Below are 21,997 nucleotides of genomic sequence, written 5' to 3'. Positions count from 1 at the left end.
CGCGGATCAAACAGCGGCCGTGACCGCGAGGTCAGGACGGAACCACGGCCTACGACCGGCAGAGCAGCGCGTCCGGCGTGCGGCTCGAACCGATCCGGCCGGTGTAGGCGACGCCGACGACGTACTCCCCCGGCGCGCACTGGCCCTTGGTGTTCCCCGTCGCGAAGTCGCCGCCGGGGTCGCCGGACGGCCGGTTGTCGCCGCGGTCGAACCACACCGTGCGGCCCGTGCGGCCCAGCGGCGTCGCCGACCGGCCGCACAACACCGCCGAGAAGGCCGCACCCTGGACGCTGTACCCGACGACCGCGTGGTCGGGCGGGCACTGCGTCTTGGTGTAGCCGGCCGCCCAGTCGGTGTCGACGTGGGTCTCGTCGCGCACGGTCACGTACCCGGCCGGGGCGGCGAGCGGCCCGGTGCACAGGCCCCGGTTCCCGGTGTGGGCCAGGCCGGCGAGCCGCTGCCCGTCGGGGCAGACGCCCTTGCGGGCGCCGGGGTTCCAGTCCGGCAGCGCGCGGACCTGGCGTGACGCCGGGAAGTCGGCGTAGTCGAGGTTCAGCATCGACCAGTGCGCCACGTCGTCCGGGACCGGCCCGGTTCGCGACGGGGCGGTCACCAGCCGCCGCCAGGCGGGGCCGCGCCAGTCCGTGCCGTCGAGCACGTCGATGCGGCGGCCCGCCGAGTCGTATCCGAGCAGCGCCCAGCCGTCACCGGAGCCGTTGGCCTGGAAGCCGACCGCGGGCCAGTAGGCGAAGTCCGTGTCGGTCTCGGCCAGGTAGTTCACGAAGTTCTCGAAGAACGCGCGCGACGCCGGGTCGGTCGTGTTGCGGCCTTCGCCGAATTCACTGATCCACAGCGGCGCGGTGTAGTGCCGGCCGGTGTCGGCCGAGACGAAGAAGGCCTGCCGGTACAGGACGTCCCGCAGTTCCTGGGGCGAGAGGTCGCGGTAGCGCGGGTCGTGCGTTTCCCCGATACCGGTCGCACCGGAGTGGTGGGGCCCGGTGTAGCCGTAGAAGTGCGCCGAATAGACGAGCTTGCCCGAGTCCACGAGCGTGTGCGACAGCGTCCGGGCGGGTTCCAGTGTCGGCCGGCCGTGCGGGAAGCCGTCGATCGGCAGCCCGGTCCAGTTGATGCCCTCGACGAAGATCAGCAGGTCTCGGTTCGCCTCGGTGAGGATGCGATCGGCGACCTGCCCGCTCGCGCGCTGCCAGTCGGTGCTGTTGCCCCACCCCCAGTTCGGGTCGTCGAAGGTGTCGCGGCGGACCTCGTTGTACAGGTCGGCGCCGACGACGCGCTTGTTCGCGGCGTAGCGGCGCGCCATGAACAGCCAGTCGTCCTGCCACTGCTGCTCGGTCTGCGCGGTGTTCCAGCGTTCGTTGCCGTCGAGCCCGCAGCACCAGCGCGAGGTCGTGGTGTGGTTGTTGAGGACGACGGCGAACCCGCGCGCGGTCAGCCGCTCGACGACGCGGTCGTAGACCTGCAGCGGCGTCAGGCCGCGCAGGTCCGGGTTGGCGGCCAGGTCCGGGACGGGCCGGGTGTCGTGGAGCATCGCGTTGGAGAACTGCAGCCGGACGCTGTTGAGGCCGAGCTGCGCGAGCCCGTCGACGACCGTGTCGATCGACGCGCGGTCGAGCCCGAGCGGGGTCTGGTGGGCGATCTCGCCGGCGTGGTGGTTCGCCGGGTCGTTGCGGTCGCCGGAGCCGGTCCACGTGCCGCTCGCGCCGTGCCAGTTGGCGGCCTTCAGCTTGAAGCGGTCGCCGTGCGCGTCGACGACGTACCGGCCGCGGGTGCTGAGCGGCCCGGTCCAGGACGGCGGGTCCGCCTCGGCGCGGGCGACGGGAACGACGCCGCCGGTGGTGGCGAGCAGGACGGTGAGCAGCGCACCCAAGATCCGCACGCTAAAAGTCAACCAACTCGCGGCCCGCCGGATAAGGGCCGTAAGGAGGTCGTGAGCGGCAATCCGGTGCTGACCCCTATCCGCCCGTGCAGTCTTCATGTCCACCCGTGCACCCGGGTGGGTCGCTCTTCTCAACACGGCGGGCATTGGCCAGGATGGACACCTGGGCAGCGAGGGAGGAGCTCCATGGCGACTGTGCGCAACGAGGCCGACGCGCGGCGGCAGCTGCGCGCGGAGCAGCAGCAGCTCGAGTCGAACGAGCCGGTCGTCGCGAGCACCGGCGGCACCGGACTCCACATCGAACTCCACTACGACGGGGTCGAGGACGTCAAGAGGGCCATCGACGAGCGCTACGACGAGCTGAGCCGCCACCTCGAAACGGCCCGCGCCCTCGACACCGATCTGGCCGACGGCAAGGGACCGGTCGCCCACTGGATGCGCCGGTCGTTCGCGGTGCGCGGCGGCGCCGAGGCCGGCGGGGTCCAGGCCGCGCTGCGGTCGTACCTGGCCGAGCTCGCGACGCTGCGGCAGACGCTCGACACGGTCGTGACGATGCACCAGGGCAACGACGAAGAGGCCGCCGCGGCCCTGCCGGCGGGGGACGCCGATGCCTGAGTTCTACTCGACGCACCACGCCCCGACCGCCCGGCAGCGGGCCAAGGCCCGGCGGGTCCGCCGGGAAAAGGCCGTCAACAACCGCGAAGCCACGTTCGGCCGGATCAACTGGGACAGCTACGAGCACCGCGAGCTGTGGGACATGGTGCAGTCGGCCGTCCCGGCGAAACTCGGCCGGCACGCGGCCTGGTGGAAGGAGGTCGCCGCCGGCGTCAGCTCGGCGACCGAAGAGGTGTCGGCGCTGGTCCGGAAGCTGCGGGAGTCGTGGCAGGGGCCGTCGGCGGACCAGGCCGCGGAATCGGTGGACCGGCTGACCGGCTGGGCGGCGACGGTGGGTGAGAACGCCCAGCGGGTCGGCTCCGGCCTCGACACGTACACGTCGGTCGTCAGCGAAGCCCGGCACCGGATGCCCGAGCCGGTGCACTACTGGGCCGAGCGGTGGTTCCGGCAGGGGTACGCGGTGAAGCGGCTCGACGGCCCCGAGGGCACGTACCTGCTGGACCAGCTGCTCGACGACAAGCTGCCGACGAAGAAGGAAGCCGACGACGCCAAGGCCGCGGCCGTCCGCGTGATGGAACAGTACGAGAGCGCGAGCCACGACGTCCGCCACCGCCTGCCCCCGGAGTTCGACACGGCCCCGCCGGTGACCGCCGGCTCCGGCTCGACGCCGCGGCCGCCGGTGGTCCGGACCCCGCCCGCGCCTCCGGTCCCCCGCGACCCGGCCCCGCCGCCGAACGACGGATCCCACGACGGGCCGGACGACTCGACGTCGACGGCGTCCGCGCTGCCGCCCACGTTCACCGGCGCCGGGGTCCCGGGCGCGCTCGACGGGGTCATCGGGGCCGCCGGACCGGGTTCGCCGGCCGCCGCCGGTTCCGGTTCCGGCTACGGTCCCGGCTTCGAGGGCGTTCCGGTAGCCGGGACGCCGGGCTCCGGGCCGCCTGGCTCCGGGACGCTCGGCGAAGGCGGGCGGGCCGGAGCGGGCCGGTTCGGAGGCGGGACGTCGGGCTTCGGACCGGGCGCGACGAGCGGCCGCGCCCCGGCGGGTGGGTACGGCATGTACCCGCCGGGCCAGGGCACGCGGCGCGAGGAGGACACCGAGCACCGCGACAAGTACGCGAAGGGCTACGACCTGCTCGACGACCTCCCGCCGGCGTATCCCCCGGTGTTCGGCGAATGACGGGCTTCCACGCCGACCCGTCGGCCCTCGACGCGCTGGCGCGGCGCTTGGAGGACACGGCGGACGAGTACCGCTCGGCCGCGCACTCGCTGGAGCCACCGGACGACCTCGGGCCGGCGCCGGTCTCGGCGGCACTCACCGCGCTGACCGGCGAGTGGTCCGGCAGGATACGGGCGGTGGAAAGGGACTTCGCCAGTGCGGCGGCGAGCGTCCGGACGGCCGCGAAGGCCTACCGGGCAACGGACGCTGCCGCGGCCGAGGAGCTGGGCCGAGCCGATGGCTGAGTTCCGCGGCCTCGAGCCGAACCGCCCTGCCTCCGGCGAGTCGGAGCGAGCCCTCGCCGCACCAGCGCCCGAGCCCAGCCAGCCGAGCAGCGCCATCCCCCGCCCCATGACCCAGCCCCACCGCCCGACCCTCGGCCAGCCGAGCAGCACCACCCCCCGCCCAGCACCCCAGCCCGGCCACCCCGCCCCCGGCCAACCGAGCAGCGCCATCCCCCGCCCCATGACCCAGCCCCACCGCCCGAGCCCCGGCCAGCCGAGCAGCGCCACCCCCCGCCCCACACCCCAGCCCGGCCACCCCGCCCCCGGCCAACTGGCCCGAGCCCATGGCTGAGTTCCGCGGCCTCGGGTTCGACCCGGTCCCCGGCAGCCCCGACGCCGTGGCCGAGGCCGCCCGCCGCTGCATCGCCACCGCAACCCGGCTCGAGGAGATCCCCTCGCCCGGCACGGTCCCCGGGTGGGCCGGCCGGTCCGCGCAAGCACTCGCGGACCGCGCCGGACGAGCCGCCGCCGGTCTGGCCGCGACCGGTGACACCCTGCGCGCCGCCGCCGGCGTTCTCGAAGGCTGGGCCGGCGCGCTCCTCGCGAACCACCGCCGGGCCGAGGACCTCGACCGCCGCGCCATCGCCGCGCGCCGAGCCGTCACCTCCGCGCACGACGACGTCGAACAAGCCGAAACCGAAGCCCAGTTCTCCCCCGCTGCCCAGCCGGACCTCGCCGCCGCGCGCGGCCGGCTCGCGGCCCGCCGGGACGACCTCGACCGCGTCCTCGCCGAAGCCCGCGACCTGGAACGCGCCCACCGCACCGAAGCGGCCCGTGTCGCCGAGCGGCTGAGCGCCCTCGGCGACGGCTCTCCCTTGCCGGAAGCACCCGGCTCAGCCGAAATCACCACCCACCTCGAGACCTTCTCGGCCGTCGGGCGCGAGCTCGGCGTGACCGTTGCGAAGACGCCCGTCGTGCCGGTCACGCCACCGCCGGGGGCCGTCAGCGCCTTCGCCGCGGCTCTGGGTGGCCGGTGAAACTGCCCGCCGTTCCGGGGATCACCCCGGTGAACCTGGACTCGGTCGAGCGCACCACCGCCGAGCTGCACGCGCTGATGGCCCGCCTGCGCGGTCCCGACGCCGCCCGCGACCTCGGCCTGGAAGCCGCCGCCGTCCAGTGCGCGGAGATCGCCCACGAGCAGCGGGCCGGGCTGCTGGCCCTCGTCGAACACCGCGACGCCGATCCCGCCCTGCTCATCGCCGGGGTCGTCCCGGTCGACGGCCCGATCGACGAGGCCGCCGGCCTCGGCTGGTTCATCGCGGACACCACCCCCGGCATCCGCGAGGTCAGCTCCGCGGAGACCGGCCGCGGCTACCCGGTGGTGATCGTCGAGCGGATCGGCCTGTCCGGCGCGCAGCTGCAGGCCGTCGTGCTCGACCCGGACCGGCCGCGCGCGGCCGTGTTCACCCTGCACTCCCCCGGTGGCCGCGGCTGGCTGGAGGTCGCCGGCCTGGCCGGGACGCTCGTCGCCGGCGTCGACCTCACCCCCGCAGCGCCCGCTCCCGGAACTCGCGCGGGGTCCGGCCGGTCGCCTGGCGGAACGTCCGCGAGAAGTGCGGGGCGCTGGTGAACCCGCAGTCCCGCGCGATCTCCGCGATCCCGCGCCCCGCCTTCGCCGGGTCGGCCAGCAACACCTTCGCGCGCTCGACCCGCAGGCCCTTGAGCCGCTCCGACACGCCTTGGCCGTCGTCGAACAGCTGGTACAGCCGCCGACGCGAGATGTACAGCGCTTCGGCGATCCTGTCCGCGCTGAGCGACTGCTCACCGAGGTGGGCGCGCATGTACTCCAGGGCTTCGCGCCGCCGGGCCGCGAACGCGTCGACGCGGTCGAGTTCGACACGCAGGGCGCTCCGCAGCACCAGTTCGGCCAGCCCCAGCAGGTGGTGGGCCAGCCCGTGCGGGTCGAGCCGCGGGCCGGCCGCCACGACGTGCGCGACGGCGCCGGCGAACAGCGAACGCAGCGGCGGGTCGACCTCGACCGGCCGGAACATCAGCGGCCGCAGCTCGGCGAAGGAGATCGACAGCTTCGCCGCCGCGACGGTCAGCATCACGACGCCGGACGGCTGCAGGTGCAGCGTTGCGTCGGCGAACGTCAGCTTCGCGCCGGACTCGGCGACCGCCCGCGGGACGGGACAGCGCAGCAGCAGCTGGACGTCCTCGGGGTCCCGGCGGCCGCCGAGGATCGCGGCGCGCGCGGCCGCCGCCCCGGACGCGCGGACGACGAGGTACCCGCTCGCGGGGACGTCCATCGACTGCGGCTCGGCCATCGGCACCATCGTGCCGGACGCCGGCCGCCCGGCACGGGAAGGGGGACCATGGCGCGGCGCACCGCGACGGCGGCGGGAGTGATCCTGTCGCATCTGGAATTCGATCTCCTCTGGGAGGACCTGGGACCGGGCGGGCCGCCGCCGTACCCGTTCGACGTGCCGTCGCACGGCGCGACGCACGCCGAACGCGACGACCTGGGCGTCCAGGTGTTCGCCGGCCTCGCCGAGGCGGGATTCACGGACGGCGACGACGTCGGCCCCGAGCTGGCGGACCTGCTCGTGCTGCTGGGTTCGCCGACGGTGAGCGTCGACGGGGTGGTGCTGGGTGAAGCGCCGTGGCGGCTGCTCGCGGCGGCGCGGGACGGCGCCGGGGTGCTCGCGGTGCTGGACGACCGCGACCTGGTGCTGGAGCCGGTGCGCCCGGACGACCTGGTCCCCGCGGTGGCCCGGATGGTGGGCGACCTCGACGCGGGTCCGGGTGACCAGCTGCGGCTGCCGCGCGCGGCGTATTCGGCGGCGATGGACGCGTACGCGCGCAGCGGGTACGACGCGTTCGAGCGGGCGCTGAGCACGGCCGGGATCACCGGCCGCGCGGTCCGTCCGCTGGCGACGCTGGTGACGGCGCAGCGGTACGCGGCCGGCCAGCTGGCGGCGACCGGCCCGACGGGCCGGAGCCCGGTGCTGGCGTGGTTCGACACGGCGGCCGGCCGGTACGCGGTGACCCCGGAGGACGTGGGCGGTGAGCCGTGGGTGACGGTGACCCCCGCCGACGGCGCCCGGCTCGCCGACCGCCTGGCGCGCATGGTCGACGACGTCCACTGAGCAGTCTCCCGCGGCTGGTCGTGAGTGGTAAGGCGGGTTAGAACCCGCCTTACCACTCACGACGGCTTGGGGTCAGTCTTCGCAGGTTCCCGCGGTGGCTCGGAACAGCTGGGCGCGGGCTCCGCCCACGGGGCGGATCTTGACCGGGGGGTCCGCCGCCGGCAGCCACACCGACTGGCCGCGGCGCAGCTCGACCTTCTCGCCGTCGTCCGCCGTCACCAGCAGGTCGCCCGCCGTGCACAGCAGGATCTGGGGGCCGACGCTGTCGACCGGGATCTCGTCGTCCTGGCCCGCGGCCCACTCCACGCGCGAGAGCTCGAACTCCGGCGCGTCCGTGCGGTAGACCGCCATCCGGCCGCCCTCGTCACCGCACTGGACCGGCATCTCGCCGCACGCGAAGTCCACGACCCGCAGCAGCTCCGGGACGTCGACGTGCTTCGGCGTCAGGCCGCACCGCAGGATGTTGTCCGAGTTCGCCAGGATCTCCACGGCCGTGCCGTGCAGGTACAGGTGCAGGTTGCCGGCCGGGAGGTAGATCGCCTCGCCCGCGCGCAGCGTCAGGCGGTTCAGCAGCAACGCCGCCAGCACGCCCGCGTCCCGCGGGTGGGCCTCGCCCAGCTCCAGGATCGTCCGGCACTCGACCGCGAACTCCCCGTGCTCCTGGACGTGCCGGATGCAGGCGTCGAGCACCTCCGGCAGCAGCTTGTCCAGCGACGACTGCGGCAGCGTGATCCACGTCGTGAACAGCGCCCGCAGCCCGGACGGGTCCGGCTGCGCTTCCAGCAGCCCGGTGTAGTTCGCCAGCCCGGGCGTCTCAATGGCCTTCAGCAGCTTCACCGTGCGGTCCGGGGTGCGGAACCCCGCCAGCGCGTGGAACTCCGTCAGCGCGCAGACCAGCTCCGGTTTCGCCGTCGGATCCGGGTAGTTGCGGTTCGACGCGTCCCGCGGGATGCCCAGCCGCTCCTCGCGGGCGTGGCCCTCCGCGGCCTGGGCCGCCGACGGGTGCGCCTGCATCGACAGCGGCTCCTCCGCCGCGAGGATCTTCAACAGGAACGGGAGCCGCCCGCCCCACCGCTTCGCGCAGCGCTCGCCGAGCTGGGTCACCGGGTCGGCGTCCACCAGCTCGAGCAGGCTCCGCTCGGTCCCGTCGGGGCCGATGACGTGTGACGGGTCGCCCGGGTGGGCACCCATCCACAGCTCGGCCTCGGGGTGCGGCGCGGGTACCGGACGGCCCAGCAGCTCGGGGATCGCCGTCCGCGATCCCCAGGCGTAGGGCCGCACCGCGTTGCGCAGCAGCTCCACTGTCACCTCAACTCCACTCCTTCGGCGCCGGCCGGGGCCGGTGCTCGGCGGGTCTCACGCCGTCACGGGCTCGAAGCGGCCCGCGCCGCCGATGCTGCCCGCCGCCAGCCCGAGATAGACCGCCGCCAGTTCGAACCGCAGTGCCAGCACCGCGGCCCGCACGATTTCGTCGGCCTCGATCTCCTCGGCCGGCGCGATGACGTCCGCACCCGGCAGCAGATCCTCGGCCTGGTAGCGCGCCGCGTCCGTGGCCGGACCGGTCCGCACCGAGAGCAGCAGCACCCGGGTGGGGATGTCACCAGAGGGATCGTCCGGATCGGCGAAGATGTCACGCTCCGCGCCACCTGATTGCGCCGCCCGCCGCAACGCGGGGCGCGCCAGGGCCTGACGATAGTCTTCGACGTCGCACACCGTAGCCGCGTGGGCGGCGAACGCGTGCGCAGCGTGTTCGCCGACGGCGACCGCGACCGGGTCCAGGCCCCACAGCAGCGGCACGCGGTCGGCCACCCGCAGCGCGAGCGCCTTGGCCGGGTTCGCGAACGAATCGCGGGCCAGGTAGTCCTTCTCGGCTTCGAGGTCCAGCTGATCGGCGAGCGCTTGGACGTCGGAGATCAGCAGGCCCAGCGCGTTCGCGGTGAGCAGCCCGGCGGCCAGGCCGCGCGGGAACGCCAGCTCCGGCGGCACCGGGATGCGCGGCGCCAGCAGGATGCCCTTGCCCGCCACGGCGGCCGCCACCGGGCCTTCCGACGGCCCGGAAAGCACCACCGAAGCCCCGTAGCGGGCAGCGCGCTCCAGCGAAGCGGCCAGCTCGCGGTCACCGGGGTCGTCGGTGTGCGCGAAGACGACGTCGAGCGCGCCGATCCAGCTCGGCACCACCTCGGCGACGACCACGGGGACCGGGCACGACGGCGCCAGCAGGGCGGCGAGCAGCCGCGTGAGCGTGCGGCTCACCCCCGGCCGGTCGATGAGCACGACGGCACGCGGGCGGCCCATGTCGAGCCGCTCGGACAGCTCCAGCTCCGCGGCCAGCTCGGCGGTCGCCCGCACCTGGGCGCCGGCCATCGCGGCCGCTCGGAGCAGCCCCGCGCTGTCGGCCTCGGCCAGCCGCGCGGGGTCGTCGAGCAGCGTGTCGTCAAGCACTGTCGGCATCGGAGCTTCCGTGGTCTCCGGGGACCGTCGCCTCGTCCAGGAGCAGGACCGGGATGCCGTCCCGGACCGGGTACACCCGGCCGCACTCCGTGCAGGTCAGCGCGTCGGCCTCGGGGTCGTCCGGCGCGCCGGGGCGCAACGGGGCGTGATCCGGCGACGGGCACGCCAGGATCTCGAGGAGCTGGGCGTCGAGCGTGATGGCCATGGTTCCTCCCTACCACGCGAGAAGGTGTGGTGAAGGGCACTTCAGGACACAGTTCGGCCCCGCGGCCCGCCCTTCACCGTGGACGGGGTCAGCTGCGGATGATCGCCAGTACTTCGTCCACCAGTCCCTGCACGGCCTCCGCGTTCGCGGCTTCGACGTTCAGCCGGAGCAGCGGTTCGGTGTTCGACGGGCGCAGGTTGAACCAGGCGCCGCCCGGCAGCTGCACGGTGAGGCCGTCCAGCTCGTCGAGCTCGACGCCGGAGCGGGTGCCGAAGCTGTCCTTGACGGCCATCATCTTCGCGACCTGGTCGTCGACCGTGGAGTTGATCTCCCCCGACGCCGCGTAGCGCGAGTACGCGCTGGTCAGGTCGGACAGCGGGCCGTCCTGCTCGCCGAGCGCGGCCAGCACGTGCAGCGCCGCCAGCATGCCGGTGTCGGCGCGCCAGAAGTCGCGGAAGTAGTAGTGCGCGGAGTGCTCGCCGCCGAAGATGGCGCCGGTGCGGGCCATCTCGGCCTTGATGAACGAGTGCCCGACGCGGGTGCGGACCGGCTTGCCGCCGTGCTCGGCGACGATCTCCGGCACGCCCTTGGACGTGATCAGGTTGTGGATGACCGTGCCGCCCGGGTCCTTCGCCAGCTCGCGGACGGCGACCAGCGCGGTGATCGCGCTCGGCGAAACCGGCTCACCGCGCTCGTCGACGATGAAGCAGCGGTCGGCGTCGCCGTCGAAGGCGATGCCGGCGTCCGCGCCGACCTCGCGCACCTTCGCCTGCAGGTCGACGATGTTCGCCGGGTCGAGCGGGTTGGCCTCGTGGTTCGGGAAGCTGCCGTCGAGCTCGAAGTACATCGGCACGACGTCGATCGGGAGCCCGTCGAAGACGGTGGGGACGGTGTGCCCGCCCATGCCGTTGCCGGCGTCGACCACGATCTTCAGCGGCCGGCTGCCCGACAGGTCGACGAGGTTGCGCAGGTAGGCGGCGTAGTCGGCGAGGACGTCCCGCTCGGTGATCGAGCCGCGCTGGCCCTCGAACTCGGGCACGCCCTGCTCGACCGTGTCGCGGATCTCGGCCAGCCCGGTGTCCTGGCCGACCGGGGAGGCACCGGCGCGGCACAGCTTGATGCCGTTGTACTTCGCCGGGTTGTGGCTGGCGGTGAACATCGCGCCCGGCATGTTCAGCGAACCCGACGCGAAGTACAGCTGGTCGGTGCTGGCCAGCCCGATGCTGACCACGTCGAGGCCCTGCGAGGTGACGCCCTCGGCGAACGCGGCCGCCAGCCCCGGCGAGGAGTCGCGCATGTCGTGGCCGATCACCACCGACGGCGCCTCCGGCTTGATGAGCAGGGCGAACGCGGCGCCGAAGTCGCGGACGAGGTCCGCGTCGAGCTGCTCGCCGACCACGCCGCGAATGTCGTAGGCCTTCACGATGCCCGAAAGGTCTGGCACGCCGTCTCCCCGCGATTAGTCGTCACTGGCGCCCGCTGCGCCGCGCGGAAAGCCTACCGGCGAGGTGAGTGGGTTACGCGTTCAGGCGCGACCGGGCAGGACACGCAGGTGGCCGCGGCGCCCGGACGGGCCCTCCGGCTCCGGCGCGGGCGGCGTGGGCTTACCGGGGCGGCCGGCCTCGCGCACGGCCTCGGCCAGCGCGGTCAGCTCGTCGGCCGACGGGTCCGGAGCGGCGAAGGCGCCTTCGTGCCGGACGACTTCCCAGCCCTTCGGGACGGTCAGCCGCAGCGCGTGGGCTTCGCAGAGGTCGTAAGAGTGCGGCTCGGAGGCGGTGGCCAGCGGGCCGACGACGGCGGTGGAGTCGCTGTACGCATACGTCAGCGTGGCCACAGCTGGCTCGAGACAGCCAGTACGCGAACACTTCCGTACGCTCCGCACGAAACGAAACGATAGCGCGTCGCCGCAAGGTCGTAGGAGCGACACGCGCTGAGACGCGCCGACCGCATAGACTTCCGGACGTGGCGACGGCTCGTGACTACCGACAGCGGCGGCGCTCGCGACGGGACCGGCACGGCCGGGGCCTGCGCGGGACGCTGTATCCGGCGACCCTGCCCGCCGCCGCGAGCCGTGCGGAACGCTTCGACGCGCTGGTGCTCGACGCACTGGAGCCGATCGAAGCCCGCTGGCGCCACGAGCTGACGAAGCTCGACGTGGCGGTCGACGACGTGCCCGAGGTCCGTGAGAACGGTCACGCCCCGGCGGACGGCGTCCTGCACGACGGCGCGGTCCCGCTGTCCCGGCTGGTCCCGGCGGGCGTCGACCGCACGGGCCTGCCGACGCGGGCCCGGATCGTGCTCTACCGGCGGCCGCTGGAGGCACGGGCGAAGGACCCGTCCGAGCTGGCCGAGCTGGTCCACGACGTGCTGGTCGAGCAGGTGGCGGGCTACCTGGGCGTAGAGCCGGACGTAATCGAAGGCGAGTAGCCCTAACCGCCACTTTCATAGGGAAAGTGCCGCTTCAAGCCCCCCGAGGCGTCACTTTCGTAGGGAAAGTGGCGTCTCAAGCACTTCGGGCGTCACTTTCGTAGGGAAAGTGGCGCTCTCGCGAGCCGCCCAGGCGGAGCTTTCACGTGAAAGCTCCGCTTCCGTTCAGGGGCGGTGGCGGGACGGGACTGCTGTCAGGAGGGTGAACAAAGCCGCCGCCAGCTGGGCCAGCAGGAGCAGGTTTCGTTCCGTTCCCGGGTACTCCAGCGTCACCTCCGACGACGCCGGTGGCACCGAGACCGCCACCTGGTGGCCCCACGCCGGCACGATCGGCACCGCCTTGCCGCCCACCGCCGCCTTCCAGCCCGCTTCCTGCTCCGCGGCCAGCACCAGCAGGCGTCCGGTGGGGCCGTCCGAGACCCGCACCCGCACGTCCGGCAGGTCCGCCCGCACCGGTGCGACGCCGGGCGCGTTGCCCGGCGCACCGCCGCCCGTGACCGCCGCCTTCGCCTGTTCCGGCGAGATCAAGATCACCTGGCCCGCCGCGGGGAGCAGGCGGAGCACGCCCCGGCCGTCGGACGTCGGCGCGGCCACCGAGAGCAGGTCCTTCGCCAGCGGCGGGTACGCCTGGGGGTCGACGCCGGGCGGCAGCACCACGAACTGAACGCCCGCGGCCGCGGCCGCCGCCACGACGGCCTGCACCGACGCGGCGTCGCCTTGGCCGAGTTCGCGGCGCCACGCCGCGAGCCGGGCCGGGGTGCCGGGCGTCGGGGCCAGCTCGTCGTCGCCGTAGTGCGGCAACCGGCCGCCGGTCTGCCGGGTCGCGTCCGGCGCCAGGTCGAGCACCGACCGGCCGGACGCGGCCAGCTCGGCCGCGACCTCCGGGGCCAGCGCGGGCCGGTCACCGGCGCGCAGCGGCCCCTGCGAGCCGACCACCAGCGCGCCGGCCGCCAGCGCCAGGAACACCGCCACGCCGGCCACGGCCAGCACCTTCGGCAGCCACGTCGCCGGCACCCCGGCCGAACCACCGCGCTGCCACGACCCGAGCACGACCCACAGCAACCCGGCGCCGACGATCAGCAGCGGCACGCCCGCGAAGCCGTGCGCCGGGGCACCGCCCGGCAACGGCGTCGCGGTGACCAGCCGGACCAGCACCAGCCCGCCCGCGCCCAGCGCCGCCAGCGCGAACCCGCCGGCGGCGAGCTTCGTCGGCCGGACGACCACGGCCACCAGCGCCGCCGCGATCACCGCGACGCCGAGGGGCCAGGCACCCGGCCCGCCCGGGTCGAGCCCGGCCAGATCGGTGCCGGAGACCCCCGGAGCCGCGCCGCCGAGCCCGTGGGCGAGCAGGCCCGGGTGCTTCAGCAGCACGGTCGGCCACGGCAGCAGCAGCGCCAGCGGCAGCAGCACCACGATGCCGACCGACGCGATCCGGCGCGCCAGCCCGGTCGGCGCGGGCAGCACGACGAACCCGATCAGCAGCCCGGCGAGCGCGAGCCCGTGCGCCAGCGGCGAAAACGCGCCGAGCAGCGCCACCCCGAACGCCGACAGCGCGGAAACGTGCAGCCAGCGCGTGTCCGCGCGGATCAGCAACCCGGCGATGCCCGCCGCGACCGGCGGCAGCACCAGGTGCACCACGACGACGTCGAGCCGGCCCTGCGCCACGCCGGCGGTCGCAGCCGGCAGCAGCGCGTACGTCGCGGCGACGACGGCGCGGACCCAGCGGCGCACGCGAAGCCGCCGCGTCGCCGCGTACGCGCTCAACGCGGCCAGCGGGATGTCGCCGAGGAGCAGCACGGCGACCAGCGCGGCCGGGCCGCCGATCGGCGCGAACACCGCGCCGAGCGTGCCGAGCACCGGCAGGGTGGCCGACGCGGGAGCGCCGGTGCCGCCCGCGATCGCGTGCCACGGCGCCAGGTACGCCGACCAGAGCTCTCCCAGCCCGCCGACGGGCAGCAGCTTGCCGCCGAAGACGTCGAGGCCGAGCCGGGCGCGGTTGACGAACAGGCCGAGCGCGGTCAGCACGACGAGCAGGACCACGGGCGGCGCGAAGACCGTGGCCGCGAGCACCCTGCGGCGGTTCACCTCGACGAAGACGAGCTCCGGTTCCGCGGCGGCTTCCGGCTCTTCGGTATCCGGGGTGTCTTCGGCCACCGGTGCCGCGGTTTCCGGCAACGCGACGGCGACGAGCGTGCCGGGCCGGCGCAGCCCGGACCCGCGTGCGCTGACACCGCGCAACGCGCCGGCGGGCAGGGCGTCGGGGCCGACCGGACGGTTCTCGCGGGCGTCGAGCGCTTCCGGCGTCACCCACGCCGACTCGGTTTCGACGGTCTCGGGCACCCGGCCGAGGGCGACGTCGTTCTCGACACCGCGGCGCACCAGGCCGACGACGCCGGCGCGCACGGCGTTGCGCAGCCGTGTCCAGCGGCCGGTGAAGAGCCCGCGAACCGTGCCGGGCCGCGGATTCCGCCGTCGCCGGGTGCGCGCGGCGCGCAATCCGCCGCGTCCACTGAGGAGGTACGCGGTGGCAGCGAGCTCGGCCCGCGCTTCCCCGGTCCGGCGCAGCAGGACGAAGGCGAGTGCGCGCAGCACCGCGAGGAGCGGGAGCCGGATCATGCCCAGCCAGAAGGAAAACGGCGAGCAGTTCACCAGGAACACGCGCAGCCCGTGGGCGCGGTTGGCGGCGGGCAGCGGGCCGGGCAGCGCGTCCGCCGTCCGCCGCCCGGTGGTGAGGGCGCGGGCGTGCCGCACGCGGGCGACCGGCACGGACAGGACCATCCCGCCGGCGGCGTTCGCCCGCCAGCCGAAGTCGAGATCTTCGCGCAGCAACGGGAAATCGGGGTCGAAGCCGCCGAGGGAGTCCCAGGCGTCGCGGCGCACGAGCGCGCCCGCGCTGGGCACGGCGAGCACCTCCACCGGGTCTTCGCCGGTCGCGCCGACCTGCTGGCGGTGGCCGGAGGCGTCGGTGGACAGTCCGGCTTCGACGATCAGCCGCGGGTCGGTCCAGTCGAGGCCGAGCGGGCCGAGCACGGTGGCCGACGGCGTTTTTGTGGCGACGGCCAGCAGCTGCTCGAGGCAGTCGCGCTCGGGCGCGCAGTCGTCGTGCAGCAGCCACAGCCACGATCCGGGGTCGTCGCCCCACCGCTCGGTCGCGTGCCGGACGGCTTCGGCGACCGCGGCGGCGAAGCCGGTGTCACCCGGAAGCGTTATGACGCCGGAGAGCACGGGAGACGAGCCCGGGCCGGGATCGCCGGCCGCGTCGGCGAGCAGCCGCGGGGTGGCGTCGGTGGAGCCGGTGTCCACGGCGAGCACGTACCGGGGCCGCACAGTGCTGCGGCGCAACGAAGAAAGCGCCAGCGGCAGCCAGTTTTCGCCGTTGTGACAGACCACAATGGCCAGAACGGGCGCGGTGCGCGGGACGGGCGGCGCGGCGGTGCGGGGCAACGAACGCTCCTGATCAGGCGGCAGTCGGTGCGGCCACCCTACGGCCCCGGTCCGTCACCCGATGGTGAACCCACGCCGTGCGCCCACGCGGTGGAACCACGTGGGCGCAACGGTGACGACTAGGAGAGCTGACTGCGTTCCGCGAACACACTTCGCCGCGAGCACCCGCTCGCGAACGAACTCGGCCCGCGGACCCCTCAGACGGCTCGCTTCTTCAGCTTCCGGCGCTCCCGCTCGGACAGACCGCCCCAGATGCCGAAGCGCTCGTCGTGGGCCAGCGCGTACTCAAGGCACTCGTCCTTGACCTCGCAGCCCAGGCAAATCCGCTTGGCTTCGCGGGTGGAGCCGCCCTTCTCGGGGAAGAACGCCTCCGGGTCCGTCTGCGCGCACAGGGCGCGTTCCTGCCAATCCTGCTCTTCTTCGGTGACATCGATGAGCTCGGTGAGATCTCCCAGAGCCTGCTCCGGGATCTCGCCCCAACTCATGACGTGCCCCCATTCCTTCCCATCGGCTTCCAACCGCACGTCCGCCTCCTCGCTCCCTAGCACTCCCCAGGCTGGCGGTGGTGAAACGACACTCGCCGTCCCCTCTCGGCGGCGAATGACATCACTGTGATTACACCCGTGTAGTGCGGTCAGGTCAAGCGGAGTAGCGAGTTCGGGGGACGTTCGAGCCCGATCGCGCAAGGGGACACGCCGGTAACTTCACACCGGGCATACGGAAGACTGGAGCACGTGCAGAAGTCAGCAGTGCGCCCCAGCCCGGTCTTCCTCGGCATCCTCGCGCTCACCGCCGCCGGTGGCGCCATGGCCGCGTTCGGTGACATCACCACCGTTTTTGTCCGCGACCGCGATCCGCTGCTCATCGCGGGTGTGGTGATCTTCGTCGCCGCCGGCTGGGTGGCGTCGCTGTCGCTGCACGAATTCGGGCACGCGATGGTCGCCTACCGCGGCGGTGACTACAGCGTCGCCCACAAGGGTTACCTGACCCTGGACGTGCGGAAGTACACCGATCCTGTCCTCTCGATCGTCCTGCCGCTGGTCTTCCTGATCATCGGCGGCATCCCGCTGCCCGGCGGCGCGGTCTGGATCAACCGCGGGGCGCTGCGCTCGCGCGGGACGTCGTCGTGGGTGTCGCTGGCCGGCCCGCTGAGCAACCTCGCGGTCGGCGCGGCGCTGGCGCTGGTGGTCGCGCTCGTCCCGATGGCGGGCGGCCTGGTGATCGCGATGTCCTACCTGGCGCTGCTGCAGGTGGTGACGTTCATCCTCAACATCCTCCCGATCCCGGGTCTCGACGGCTGGGGCGCGATCGAGCCGTACCTACCCCCGCAGGCGCGCGAGTTCGGCGCGCGCGTGCGCCCGTGGGCACCGCTCGTCCTGTTCGCGATCCTGTGGTTCTTCCGCCCGGCGAACAACGCGCTGTGGGACGGCGCCTACGCCATCTTCAACGCCTTCGGCGGGTACGTGGACGGCGCGAAGATCGGCTTCAGCGTCTTCCAGTTCTGGAACTGAGGTTTGCCGCGGGCACCGCGCGGGAATGATCAGCGTGGTGCCGTGGCCGGCGGCGCGTGCTCGGTCAGCCACCCGTGCGCCCGCTGCCACGCTTCGCGCAACCCCGACCCCTCACTCAGGTAGTTCCCCGCCACGCCGACGACCGGCACCTTGCCGATCGCGCGTTGCAGCATGCGCCCGCGCGGCCGCTTCCCGAGTTCCCCGGTGATCTCGCCCAGGCTCCGGCCGAGCCGCCAGAGCGTGCCCGCGGCGGCGTTGACCGTCGCCTTGCCGTGCTTTCGTTCCGACGCGGCGAGGTCCTCGGTCAGCCGGTCCGCGGCGACGGCCTCGGCGGCTTCGTCGTGGCCCGCGGCGAGCCCGGGCGGGATGTCCCGGCCGAACAGCACGGAGGCGATCAGCCGCACCCGCGTGCCGACGTCCGTGACGCCGTACTCGCCCGCGATCGCACACAGCAGCAGCCCCTGCGAGGCGGCACCGACGGTGTCCTGCACGGGCACCCGATCGGCGAGCGCGCCGCCGAGGCCGGGGACCGCGGTCAGCAGTGCGGTGAAGCGGCCGACGCGGTTCATCCACCAGCTGGACCGGTCGTAGCCGGTCATCTGCGCCCAGGCGTCGGTGCCGGGCACCTTCACCGACGTCACGCCGTTGAGCAGCTTCGCCTTCAGGCCGGACTCGACGCCGGCGAGGTCGGTGTCGGCCCGCGCCCGCAACCCGAAGGGGTCGGCGTCCCGGAGGGAGTCGAGCACGGGCCCGCACGCACGCACGAACGGCCGCAGCACGGCCACGAGTTGCCCGTCGGAGATCGTCACGGTGTTCCTTCCGGCGCCGGATCCGGCGCCGGTGCGCCGGGCTTGGCCGTAGTCGGCACCGGGCCCGGCCTTGTTACGGCCTCCGCGCGGCGGAAGATCAGCTCCGGTGCTCGGTCAACCAGACGTGCGCACGCTTCCAAACCACCCGCAACCCCGACCGCTCCCCGAAGTAATCACCCGCCGCACCCACCACCGGCAACATCCCGACCGCCCGGTGGAACAGGTTGCCGCGGGGGCGCTTCTCCAGTTCGCCCGTGATGCCGAGGAGGCCGCGGCCGAGGCGCCACAGGGTGCGGCCCGCCGCCTTGACCGTGGCCTTGCCGTGCTTCTTCTCCGACTCTCTCAGTTCCTCGGTCAGCTTCGCCGCTTCGTTCGCCTCGGCCGCTTCGTCGTGCTCCGCGTGCTTGCCCGCCGCCAGCTCGGGGTCGATCTCGCGCTCGAAGAGCACCCACGCGATGAGCCGCACCCGCGTGCCTACGTCGGTGACGCCGTACTCGCCCGCGATCGCGCACAGCAGCAGGCCCTGCGATGCCGCGCCGAGCGTGTCCTGCACCGGCAGCCGGTCGGCCAGTGCGCCGCCGAGGCCGGGGATCGCGGTCAGCAGCGCCGTGAAGCGGCCGACGCGGTTCATCCACCAGCTCGACCGGTCGTAACCGGTCATCCGCGCCCACGCCGCCGTGCCGGGCACCTTCACCGACGTCACGCCGTGGATCAGCTTCGCCTTCAGCCCGGACTCGACGCCGGTCATATCGGTCGCCGCGCGCGCCTGCAGGCCGAACGGGTCGGACTCGCGCAGTGCGTCGAGCATCGGCCCGCACGCGCGGACGAACGGCCGCAGCACCGCCACGACCTGCCGGTCGGAGATCGCCTCACCCACGTCCCGGTCCCCTTCCCACCGCCCGGCGCGGCCCGCCGCCGAGCACCATCGCGCCCGGCAGCGCGCTCGCGCCGAGCAACAGCAACGCCCGCCAGTCCTGGATCAGCACCAGGTCACCGCCCGGGCCCAGCAGGCCGACCCCGAACACGACGAGCACCCACACCGCCAGGGGTACCCACGAAAGCGCCGGCCGCACCAGCTTCGCCGTCGTCCACACCAGCCACGGCGTGGTGACGGCGCCGACGAGGACCGTCACCGGCACCGGGACCACCCCGATCCGCAGCGGCAGGAAGAACAGCTCCAGCAGGGCGAACAGCATCGTGTCCACGGTGAGCAGCGCGAGCAGCAGCCCCTGCTCGAGCGTCAGCCGCTCGTCCACGGTCACAGCCCGCCGAACAGGTCGTGCTCGGCACCCTCGCCCGGGCCGTGGGCGAGCACGAAGAAGTCGCGGTCGAGGATCGGCTGGGCGATCTCGTTCGTGAGCGCGAAGTACGGCACTTCGTCGTCGAGCACCGCGAGCTGCGTCGCGTGCGCGCGCAGCGCCGCCACCTTCGCGGGCAGGTACGCGGCGACGTCGAGCACCGTCGTGATCTCTTCGTCCGGCGTCGTGGGCAGCTCGTCGTCCGCCGGCACGTCGAAGATCGGGTCGTGCGCACGCAACGCGGCCAGCCCGGCACGCACCGCGCTCCGCGACGCCACCGTGTGGAAAACCCGCTCCACCGAGCGCGCGCGGGGCGCCGCCGCCATCGTGATCTCGTGGGCCCGGATGTGGTCGGGGTGGCCGTAGCCGCCGAAGGCGTCGTAGGTGACGACGACCTGGGCCCCGACCTCGTCGATGAGCTCCGCCAGCTGCGCGGCCTGCTCCGCCACGGTGCCGCCGGTGAACGCCCTCGGGTGCGACGCCGACGGCGTGCCCGCCATGCCCGAATCGCGCCACCGGCCGAGCCCGCCCAGATAACGATGCCGTGACACCCCCAGCGCGGCGCACGCGGCCGCCAGCTCGGTGACGCGGTAGCCGCCCAGCTGATCCGCGGCGTGGGCGCGCAGCCCCTCGAGCTCGCCGAGGTCGGCCATGACCTCGCCCTCCTCACCCAGCGTGCAGGTCACCACGGTCACCTCGGCGCCTTCGGCGGCGTATCGTGCGATCGAGGCGCCGGTGGTGATGCTTTCGTCGTCGGGATGGGCGTGGACGAACAGCAGCCTTCGCGATACCGGGGAGATCACGGGTTGAGCGTAATTCCCGTGCTCCGACCTTCGTCGGGGACACCCTCGGTTATCCTCGCGCGAGTCGCGACCGCCGCGTCGTGACCGTCTGTACCCCCACGAAGGGCATCTTGGTGAGCACTGAAGCAACTTCGGCGAACGTCGCCGGCGTGTCCGGATCCGTCCTGTCCATTTCCGACCTCAGCGTGTCGTTCCAGACCGAAGACGGCGTCGTGGACGCCGTCAAGGGCATCGGTTTCGACGTGCAGCCGGGCGAGATCGTCGCCGTGGTCGGGGAGTCGGGGTCCGGCAAGTCCGTCACGTCGATGTCGGTGCTGGGCCTGCTGCCCAAGACCAGCCGGATCGCCGGTGAGCTGCGCCTCGGCGAGCGCAACCTGGCGGATCTCAAAGAGAAGGACATGCAGAAGATCCGCGGCAACCAGGTCGCGATGATCTTCCAGGAGCCGATGACCGCGCTGAACCCGGTCTACACGGTCGGCTGGCAGCTGCGCGAGGCCCTGCGCTCGCACCTCGACATCGCCAAGGACGCCGCCGACAAGCGAGCCGTCGAGCTGCTCGACATGGTCGGCATCCCGAACCCCGAGCAGCGGTTCAAGCAGTACCCGCACCAGCTGTCGGGCGGGCTGCGCCAGCGCGTCGTCATCGCCATGGCGATCGCCTGCGACCCGAAGGTCATCATCGCCGACGAGCCGACCACGGCGCTCGACGTCACGGTCCAGGCGGAGATCCTGGGCCTGCTGCGCAAGCTGCGGGACACCCTCGACACCGCGATCGTGCTGATCACCCACGACATGGGCGTCGTCGCCGACATGGCCGACCGCGTCATCGTGATGTACCAGGGCGAGATCGTCGAAGAGGCGCCGGTGCGCGAGCTGTTCGCGTCGCCGAAGGAGGACTACACCCGGCGGCTGCTCGCCGCGGTGCCGGTGCTCGGCCAGCGCCCCGAGGGCCGCCGTCTGCTCGACGACACCGGCATCGACGCCGACAGCACCGAGGCGGCCAGGATCGCCGAGGAGATCCGGCTGGCCGACGCCGAGCTCGAGGCCGTGATCGAAGAGGCCGCGCCGGCCCTGGAGATCAAGAACCTCGTGCTCGAGTACCCGGGCCGTCGCGGTCAGGCCAAGAACCGCGCGGTCGACGACGTCTCGCTGACCATCGCCAAGGGCGAGATCGTCGGCCTGGTCGGCGAGTCCGGCTCGGGCAAGTCGACGGTCGGCCGCTGCGCCGTCGGCCTGCTGCGCGCGACCCAGGGCACGATCGCGATCGCGGGCAAGGACATCACCACGATGTCGGCGAAGGACATCCGCCCGCTTCGCCGGTTCTTCTCGATCGTGTTCCAGGACCCGGCGTCGACGCTGGACCCGAAGATGACGATCGGCGAGTCGATCGCCGAGCCGATGGTGCTGCACAAGGTGCTCTCCGGCAAGGCGCTGTCGGCACGGGTGCGCTCGCTGCTCGACAAGGTCGAGCTGGGCGGCCACTACATGAACCGCTACCCGCACGAGCTGTCGGGCGGCCAGCGCCAGCGCGTGGCGATCGCCCGTGCGCTGTCGCTCGACCCGGCGCTGCTGATCGCGGACGAGCCGACCTCGGCGCTGGACGTGTCGGTGCAGGCCCGCGTGCTGGACCTGTTCCTGGACCTGCAGCAGTCGCTGCAGTTCGCCTGCCTGTTCATCAGCCACGACCTGGCGGTGGTCGATCTGCTCGCCGACCGCGTCGCGGTGATGCAGCACGGCAAGCTGGTCGAGGTCGGGACGCGCGACCAGGTGCTGCACTCGCCGCAGCAGGAGTACACCAGGCGCCTGCTGTCGGCGGCGCCGGTCGCGGACCCGATCCTGCAGGCCGAGCGCCGCGCGGCCTGGGAGGCCGGCCGGCTGGCCCCGGTCGCCGACTGACGTACCCACGCCGAAGGGCCCGCACCCCGGGGGTGCGGGCCCTTCGGCGTGCC

General features: G+C 73.5%; 22 protein-coding genes. 9 read left to right on the top strand and 13 right to left on the bottom strand.

Annotation, left to right across the window (positions count from 1 at the left end; translation table 11 throughout):
• Positions 1–49 precede the first annotated feature (49 nt).
• Positions 50–1,885, bottom strand: coding sequence for a cellulase family glycosylhydrolase (locus Q5425_RS32730; protein ID WP_308676673.1), 1,836 nt, complete (start codon positions 1,883–1,885; stop codon positions 50–52).
• A gap of 195 nt (positions 1,886–2,080) precedes the next feature.
• Between Q5425_RS32730 and Q5425_RS32725 the strand changes: the two genes are divergently transcribed.
• From Q5425_RS32725 to Q5425_RS32705, 5 genes are all read left to right on the top strand, one after another.
• The gene (locus Q5425_RS32725; RefSeq protein WP_308676214.1) at positions 2,081–2,509 is read left to right on the top strand and encodes a hypothetical protein; all 429 of its coding nucleotides are present in this window, start codon (positions 2,081–2,083) and stop codon (positions 2,507–2,509) included.
• Positions 2,502–3,689 carry a PPE domain-containing protein gene (locus tag Q5425_RS32720; RefSeq protein ID WP_308676213.1) on the top strand — a complete coding sequence of 396 codons (1,188 nt, stop codon included), beginning with the start codon at positions 2,502–2,504 and terminating at the stop codon, positions 3,687–3,689. Before Q5425_RS32725 ends, Q5425_RS32720 begins: the two co-directional genes overlap by 8 nt.
• On the top strand, positions 3,686–3,973 hold the full coding sequence (locus tag Q5425_RS32715) for a type VII secretion target (protein WP_308676212.1): 288 nt from the start codon (positions 3,686–3,688) through the stop codon (positions 3,971–3,973). The genes Q5425_RS32720 and Q5425_RS32715 overlap by 4 nt, the downstream gene beginning before the upstream one ends.
• 323 nt (positions 3,974–4,296) lie before the next feature.
• A complete protein-coding gene (locus tag Q5425_RS32710) occupies positions 4,297–4,989 on the top strand; it encodes a hypothetical protein (protein WP_308676211.1) in 693 nt (230 codons plus the stop codon).
• Positions 4,986–5,582, top strand: coding sequence for a hypothetical protein (locus Q5425_RS32705; RefSeq protein ID WP_308676210.1), 597 nt, complete (start codon positions 4,986–4,988; stop codon positions 5,580–5,582). The genes Q5425_RS32710 and Q5425_RS32705 overlap by 4 nt, the downstream gene beginning before the upstream one ends.
• Here the strand turns inward: Q5425_RS32705 and Q5425_RS32700 are convergent.
• Positions 5,494–6,279 (bottom strand): helix-turn-helix transcriptional regulator, encoded by a 786-nt coding sequence (locus Q5425_RS32700; RefSeq protein WP_308676209.1) that lies wholly within the window; start codon positions 6,277–6,279, stop codon positions 5,494–5,496. The two genes, Q5425_RS32705 and Q5425_RS32700, sit on opposite strands and share 89 nt — an antisense overlap.
• Before the next feature lie 48 nt (positions 6,280–6,327).
• Between Q5425_RS32700 and Q5425_RS32695 the strand changes: the two genes are divergently transcribed.
• On the top strand, positions 6,328–7,101 hold the full coding sequence (locus Q5425_RS32695; protein WP_308676208.1) for an ESX secretion-associated protein EspG: 774 nt from the start codon (positions 6,328–6,330) through the stop codon (positions 7,099–7,101).
• Positions 7,102–7,173: 72 nt separating this feature from the next.
• Here Q5425_RS32695 and manA read toward each other — a convergent pair whose 3' ends face one another.
• The 5 genes from manA to Q5425_RS32670 form a co-directional block, all read right to left on the bottom strand.
• Positions 7,174–8,403, bottom strand: coding sequence for a mannose-6-phosphate isomerase, class I (gene manA / locus Q5425_RS32690; protein ID WP_308676672.1), 1,230 nt, complete (start codon positions 8,401–8,403; stop codon positions 7,174–7,176).
• 54 nt (positions 8,404–8,457) lie between these two features.
• A complete protein-coding gene (locus Q5425_RS32685; protein ID WP_308676207.1) occupies positions 8,458–9,552 on the bottom strand; it encodes a hypothetical protein in 1,095 nt (364 codons plus the stop codon).
• Positions 9,536–9,757 (bottom strand): Trm112 family protein, encoded by a 222-nt coding sequence (locus tag Q5425_RS32680; protein WP_308676206.1) that lies wholly within the window; start codon positions 9,755–9,757, stop codon positions 9,536–9,538. Before Q5425_RS32680 ends, Q5425_RS32685 begins: the two co-directional genes overlap by 17 nt.
• A gap of 88 nt (positions 9,758–9,845) precedes the next feature.
• Positions 9,846–11,201, bottom strand: coding sequence for a phosphomannomutase/phosphoglucomutase (locus tag Q5425_RS32675; RefSeq protein ID WP_308676205.1), 1,356 nt, complete (start codon positions 11,199–11,201; stop codon positions 9,846–9,848).
• 81 nt (positions 11,202–11,282) lie between these two features.
• Complete coding sequence (locus Q5425_RS32670) at positions 11,283–11,639, bottom strand: DUF3499 domain-containing protein (RefSeq protein WP_308676204.1); 357 nt, start codon at positions 11,637–11,639, stop codon at positions 11,283–11,285.
• 80 nt (positions 11,640–11,719) lie between these two features.
• Between Q5425_RS32670 and Q5425_RS32665 the strand changes: the two genes are divergently transcribed.
• Positions 11,720–12,184 (top strand): metallopeptidase family protein, encoded by a 465-nt coding sequence (locus Q5425_RS32665; RefSeq protein WP_167384899.1) that lies wholly within the window; start codon positions 11,720–11,722, stop codon positions 12,182–12,184.
• A gap of 165 nt (positions 12,185–12,349) precedes the next feature.
• Here the strand turns inward: Q5425_RS32665 and Q5425_RS32660 are convergent, their stop codons facing one another.
• Positions 12,350–15,628, bottom strand: coding sequence for a glycosyltransferase family 2 protein (locus tag Q5425_RS32660; RefSeq protein ID WP_308676203.1), 3,279 nt, complete (start codon positions 15,626–15,628; stop codon positions 12,350–12,352).
• 197 nt (positions 15,629–15,825) lie between these two features.
• Positions 15,826–16,113 (bottom strand): WhiB family transcriptional regulator, encoded by a 288-nt coding sequence (locus tag Q5425_RS32655; RefSeq protein WP_233225633.1) that lies wholly within the window; start codon positions 16,111–16,113, stop codon positions 15,826–15,828.
• Between the two features lie 264 nt (positions 16,114–16,377).
• Between Q5425_RS32655 and Q5425_RS32650 the strand changes: the two genes are divergently transcribed.
• Positions 16,378–17,139 carry a site-2 protease family protein gene (locus Q5425_RS32650; RefSeq protein WP_308676671.1) on the top strand — a complete coding sequence of 254 codons (762 nt, stop codon included), beginning with the start codon at positions 16,378–16,380 and terminating at the stop codon, positions 17,137–17,139.
• A gap of 29 nt (positions 17,140–17,168) precedes the next feature.
• Here the strand turns inward: Q5425_RS32650 and Q5425_RS32645 are convergent, their stop codons facing one another.
• The 4 genes from Q5425_RS32645 to mshB all read right to left on the bottom strand — a co-directional run bounded on the left by Q5425_RS32645 (position 17,169) and on the right by mshB (position 20,049).
• Positions 17,169–17,948, bottom strand: coding sequence for a hypothetical protein (locus tag Q5425_RS32645; RefSeq protein ID WP_308676202.1), 780 nt, complete (start codon positions 17,946–17,948; stop codon positions 17,169–17,171).
• Positions 17,949–18,045: 97 nt separating this feature from the next.
• Positions 18,046–18,825: a hypothetical protein gene (locus Q5425_RS32640; protein ID WP_308676201.1), complete on the bottom strand. Its 780-nt coding sequence runs from the start codon at positions 18,823–18,825 to the stop codon at positions 18,046–18,048.
• Complete coding sequence (locus Q5425_RS32635; protein WP_308676200.1) at positions 18,818–19,210, bottom strand: hypothetical protein; 393 nt, start codon at positions 19,208–19,210, stop codon at positions 18,818–18,820. Before Q5425_RS32635 ends, Q5425_RS32640 begins: the two co-directional genes overlap by 8 nt.
• Complete coding sequence (gene mshB, locus Q5425_RS32630; protein WP_308676199.1) at positions 19,207–20,049, bottom strand: N-acetyl-1-D-myo-inositol-2-amino-2-deoxy-alpha-D-glucopyranoside deacetylase; 843 nt, start codon at positions 20,047–20,049, stop codon at positions 19,207–19,209. Before mshB ends, Q5425_RS32635 begins: the two co-directional genes overlap by 4 nt.
• Before the next feature lie 113 nt (positions 20,050–20,162).
• On the opposite strand from mshB, the gene Q5425_RS32625 reads away from it, so the two are divergent.
• Positions 20,163–21,944 carry an ABC transporter ATP-binding protein gene (locus Q5425_RS32625; protein ID WP_308676198.1) on the top strand — a complete coding sequence of 594 codons (1,782 nt, stop codon included), beginning with the start codon at positions 20,163–20,165 and terminating at the stop codon, positions 21,942–21,944.
• Positions 21,945–21,997 lie beyond the last annotated feature (53 nt).

The organism is Amycolatopsis sp. A133 (assembly GCF_031082405.1).
In the GTDB taxonomy this organism is placed as follows: Bacteria; Actinomycetota; Actinomycetes; order Mycobacteriales; family Pseudonocardiaceae; genus Amycolatopsis.
Note: the sequence above shows the minus strand (reverse complement) of the source record. Positions and strands in the feature narration are given on the sequence as shown.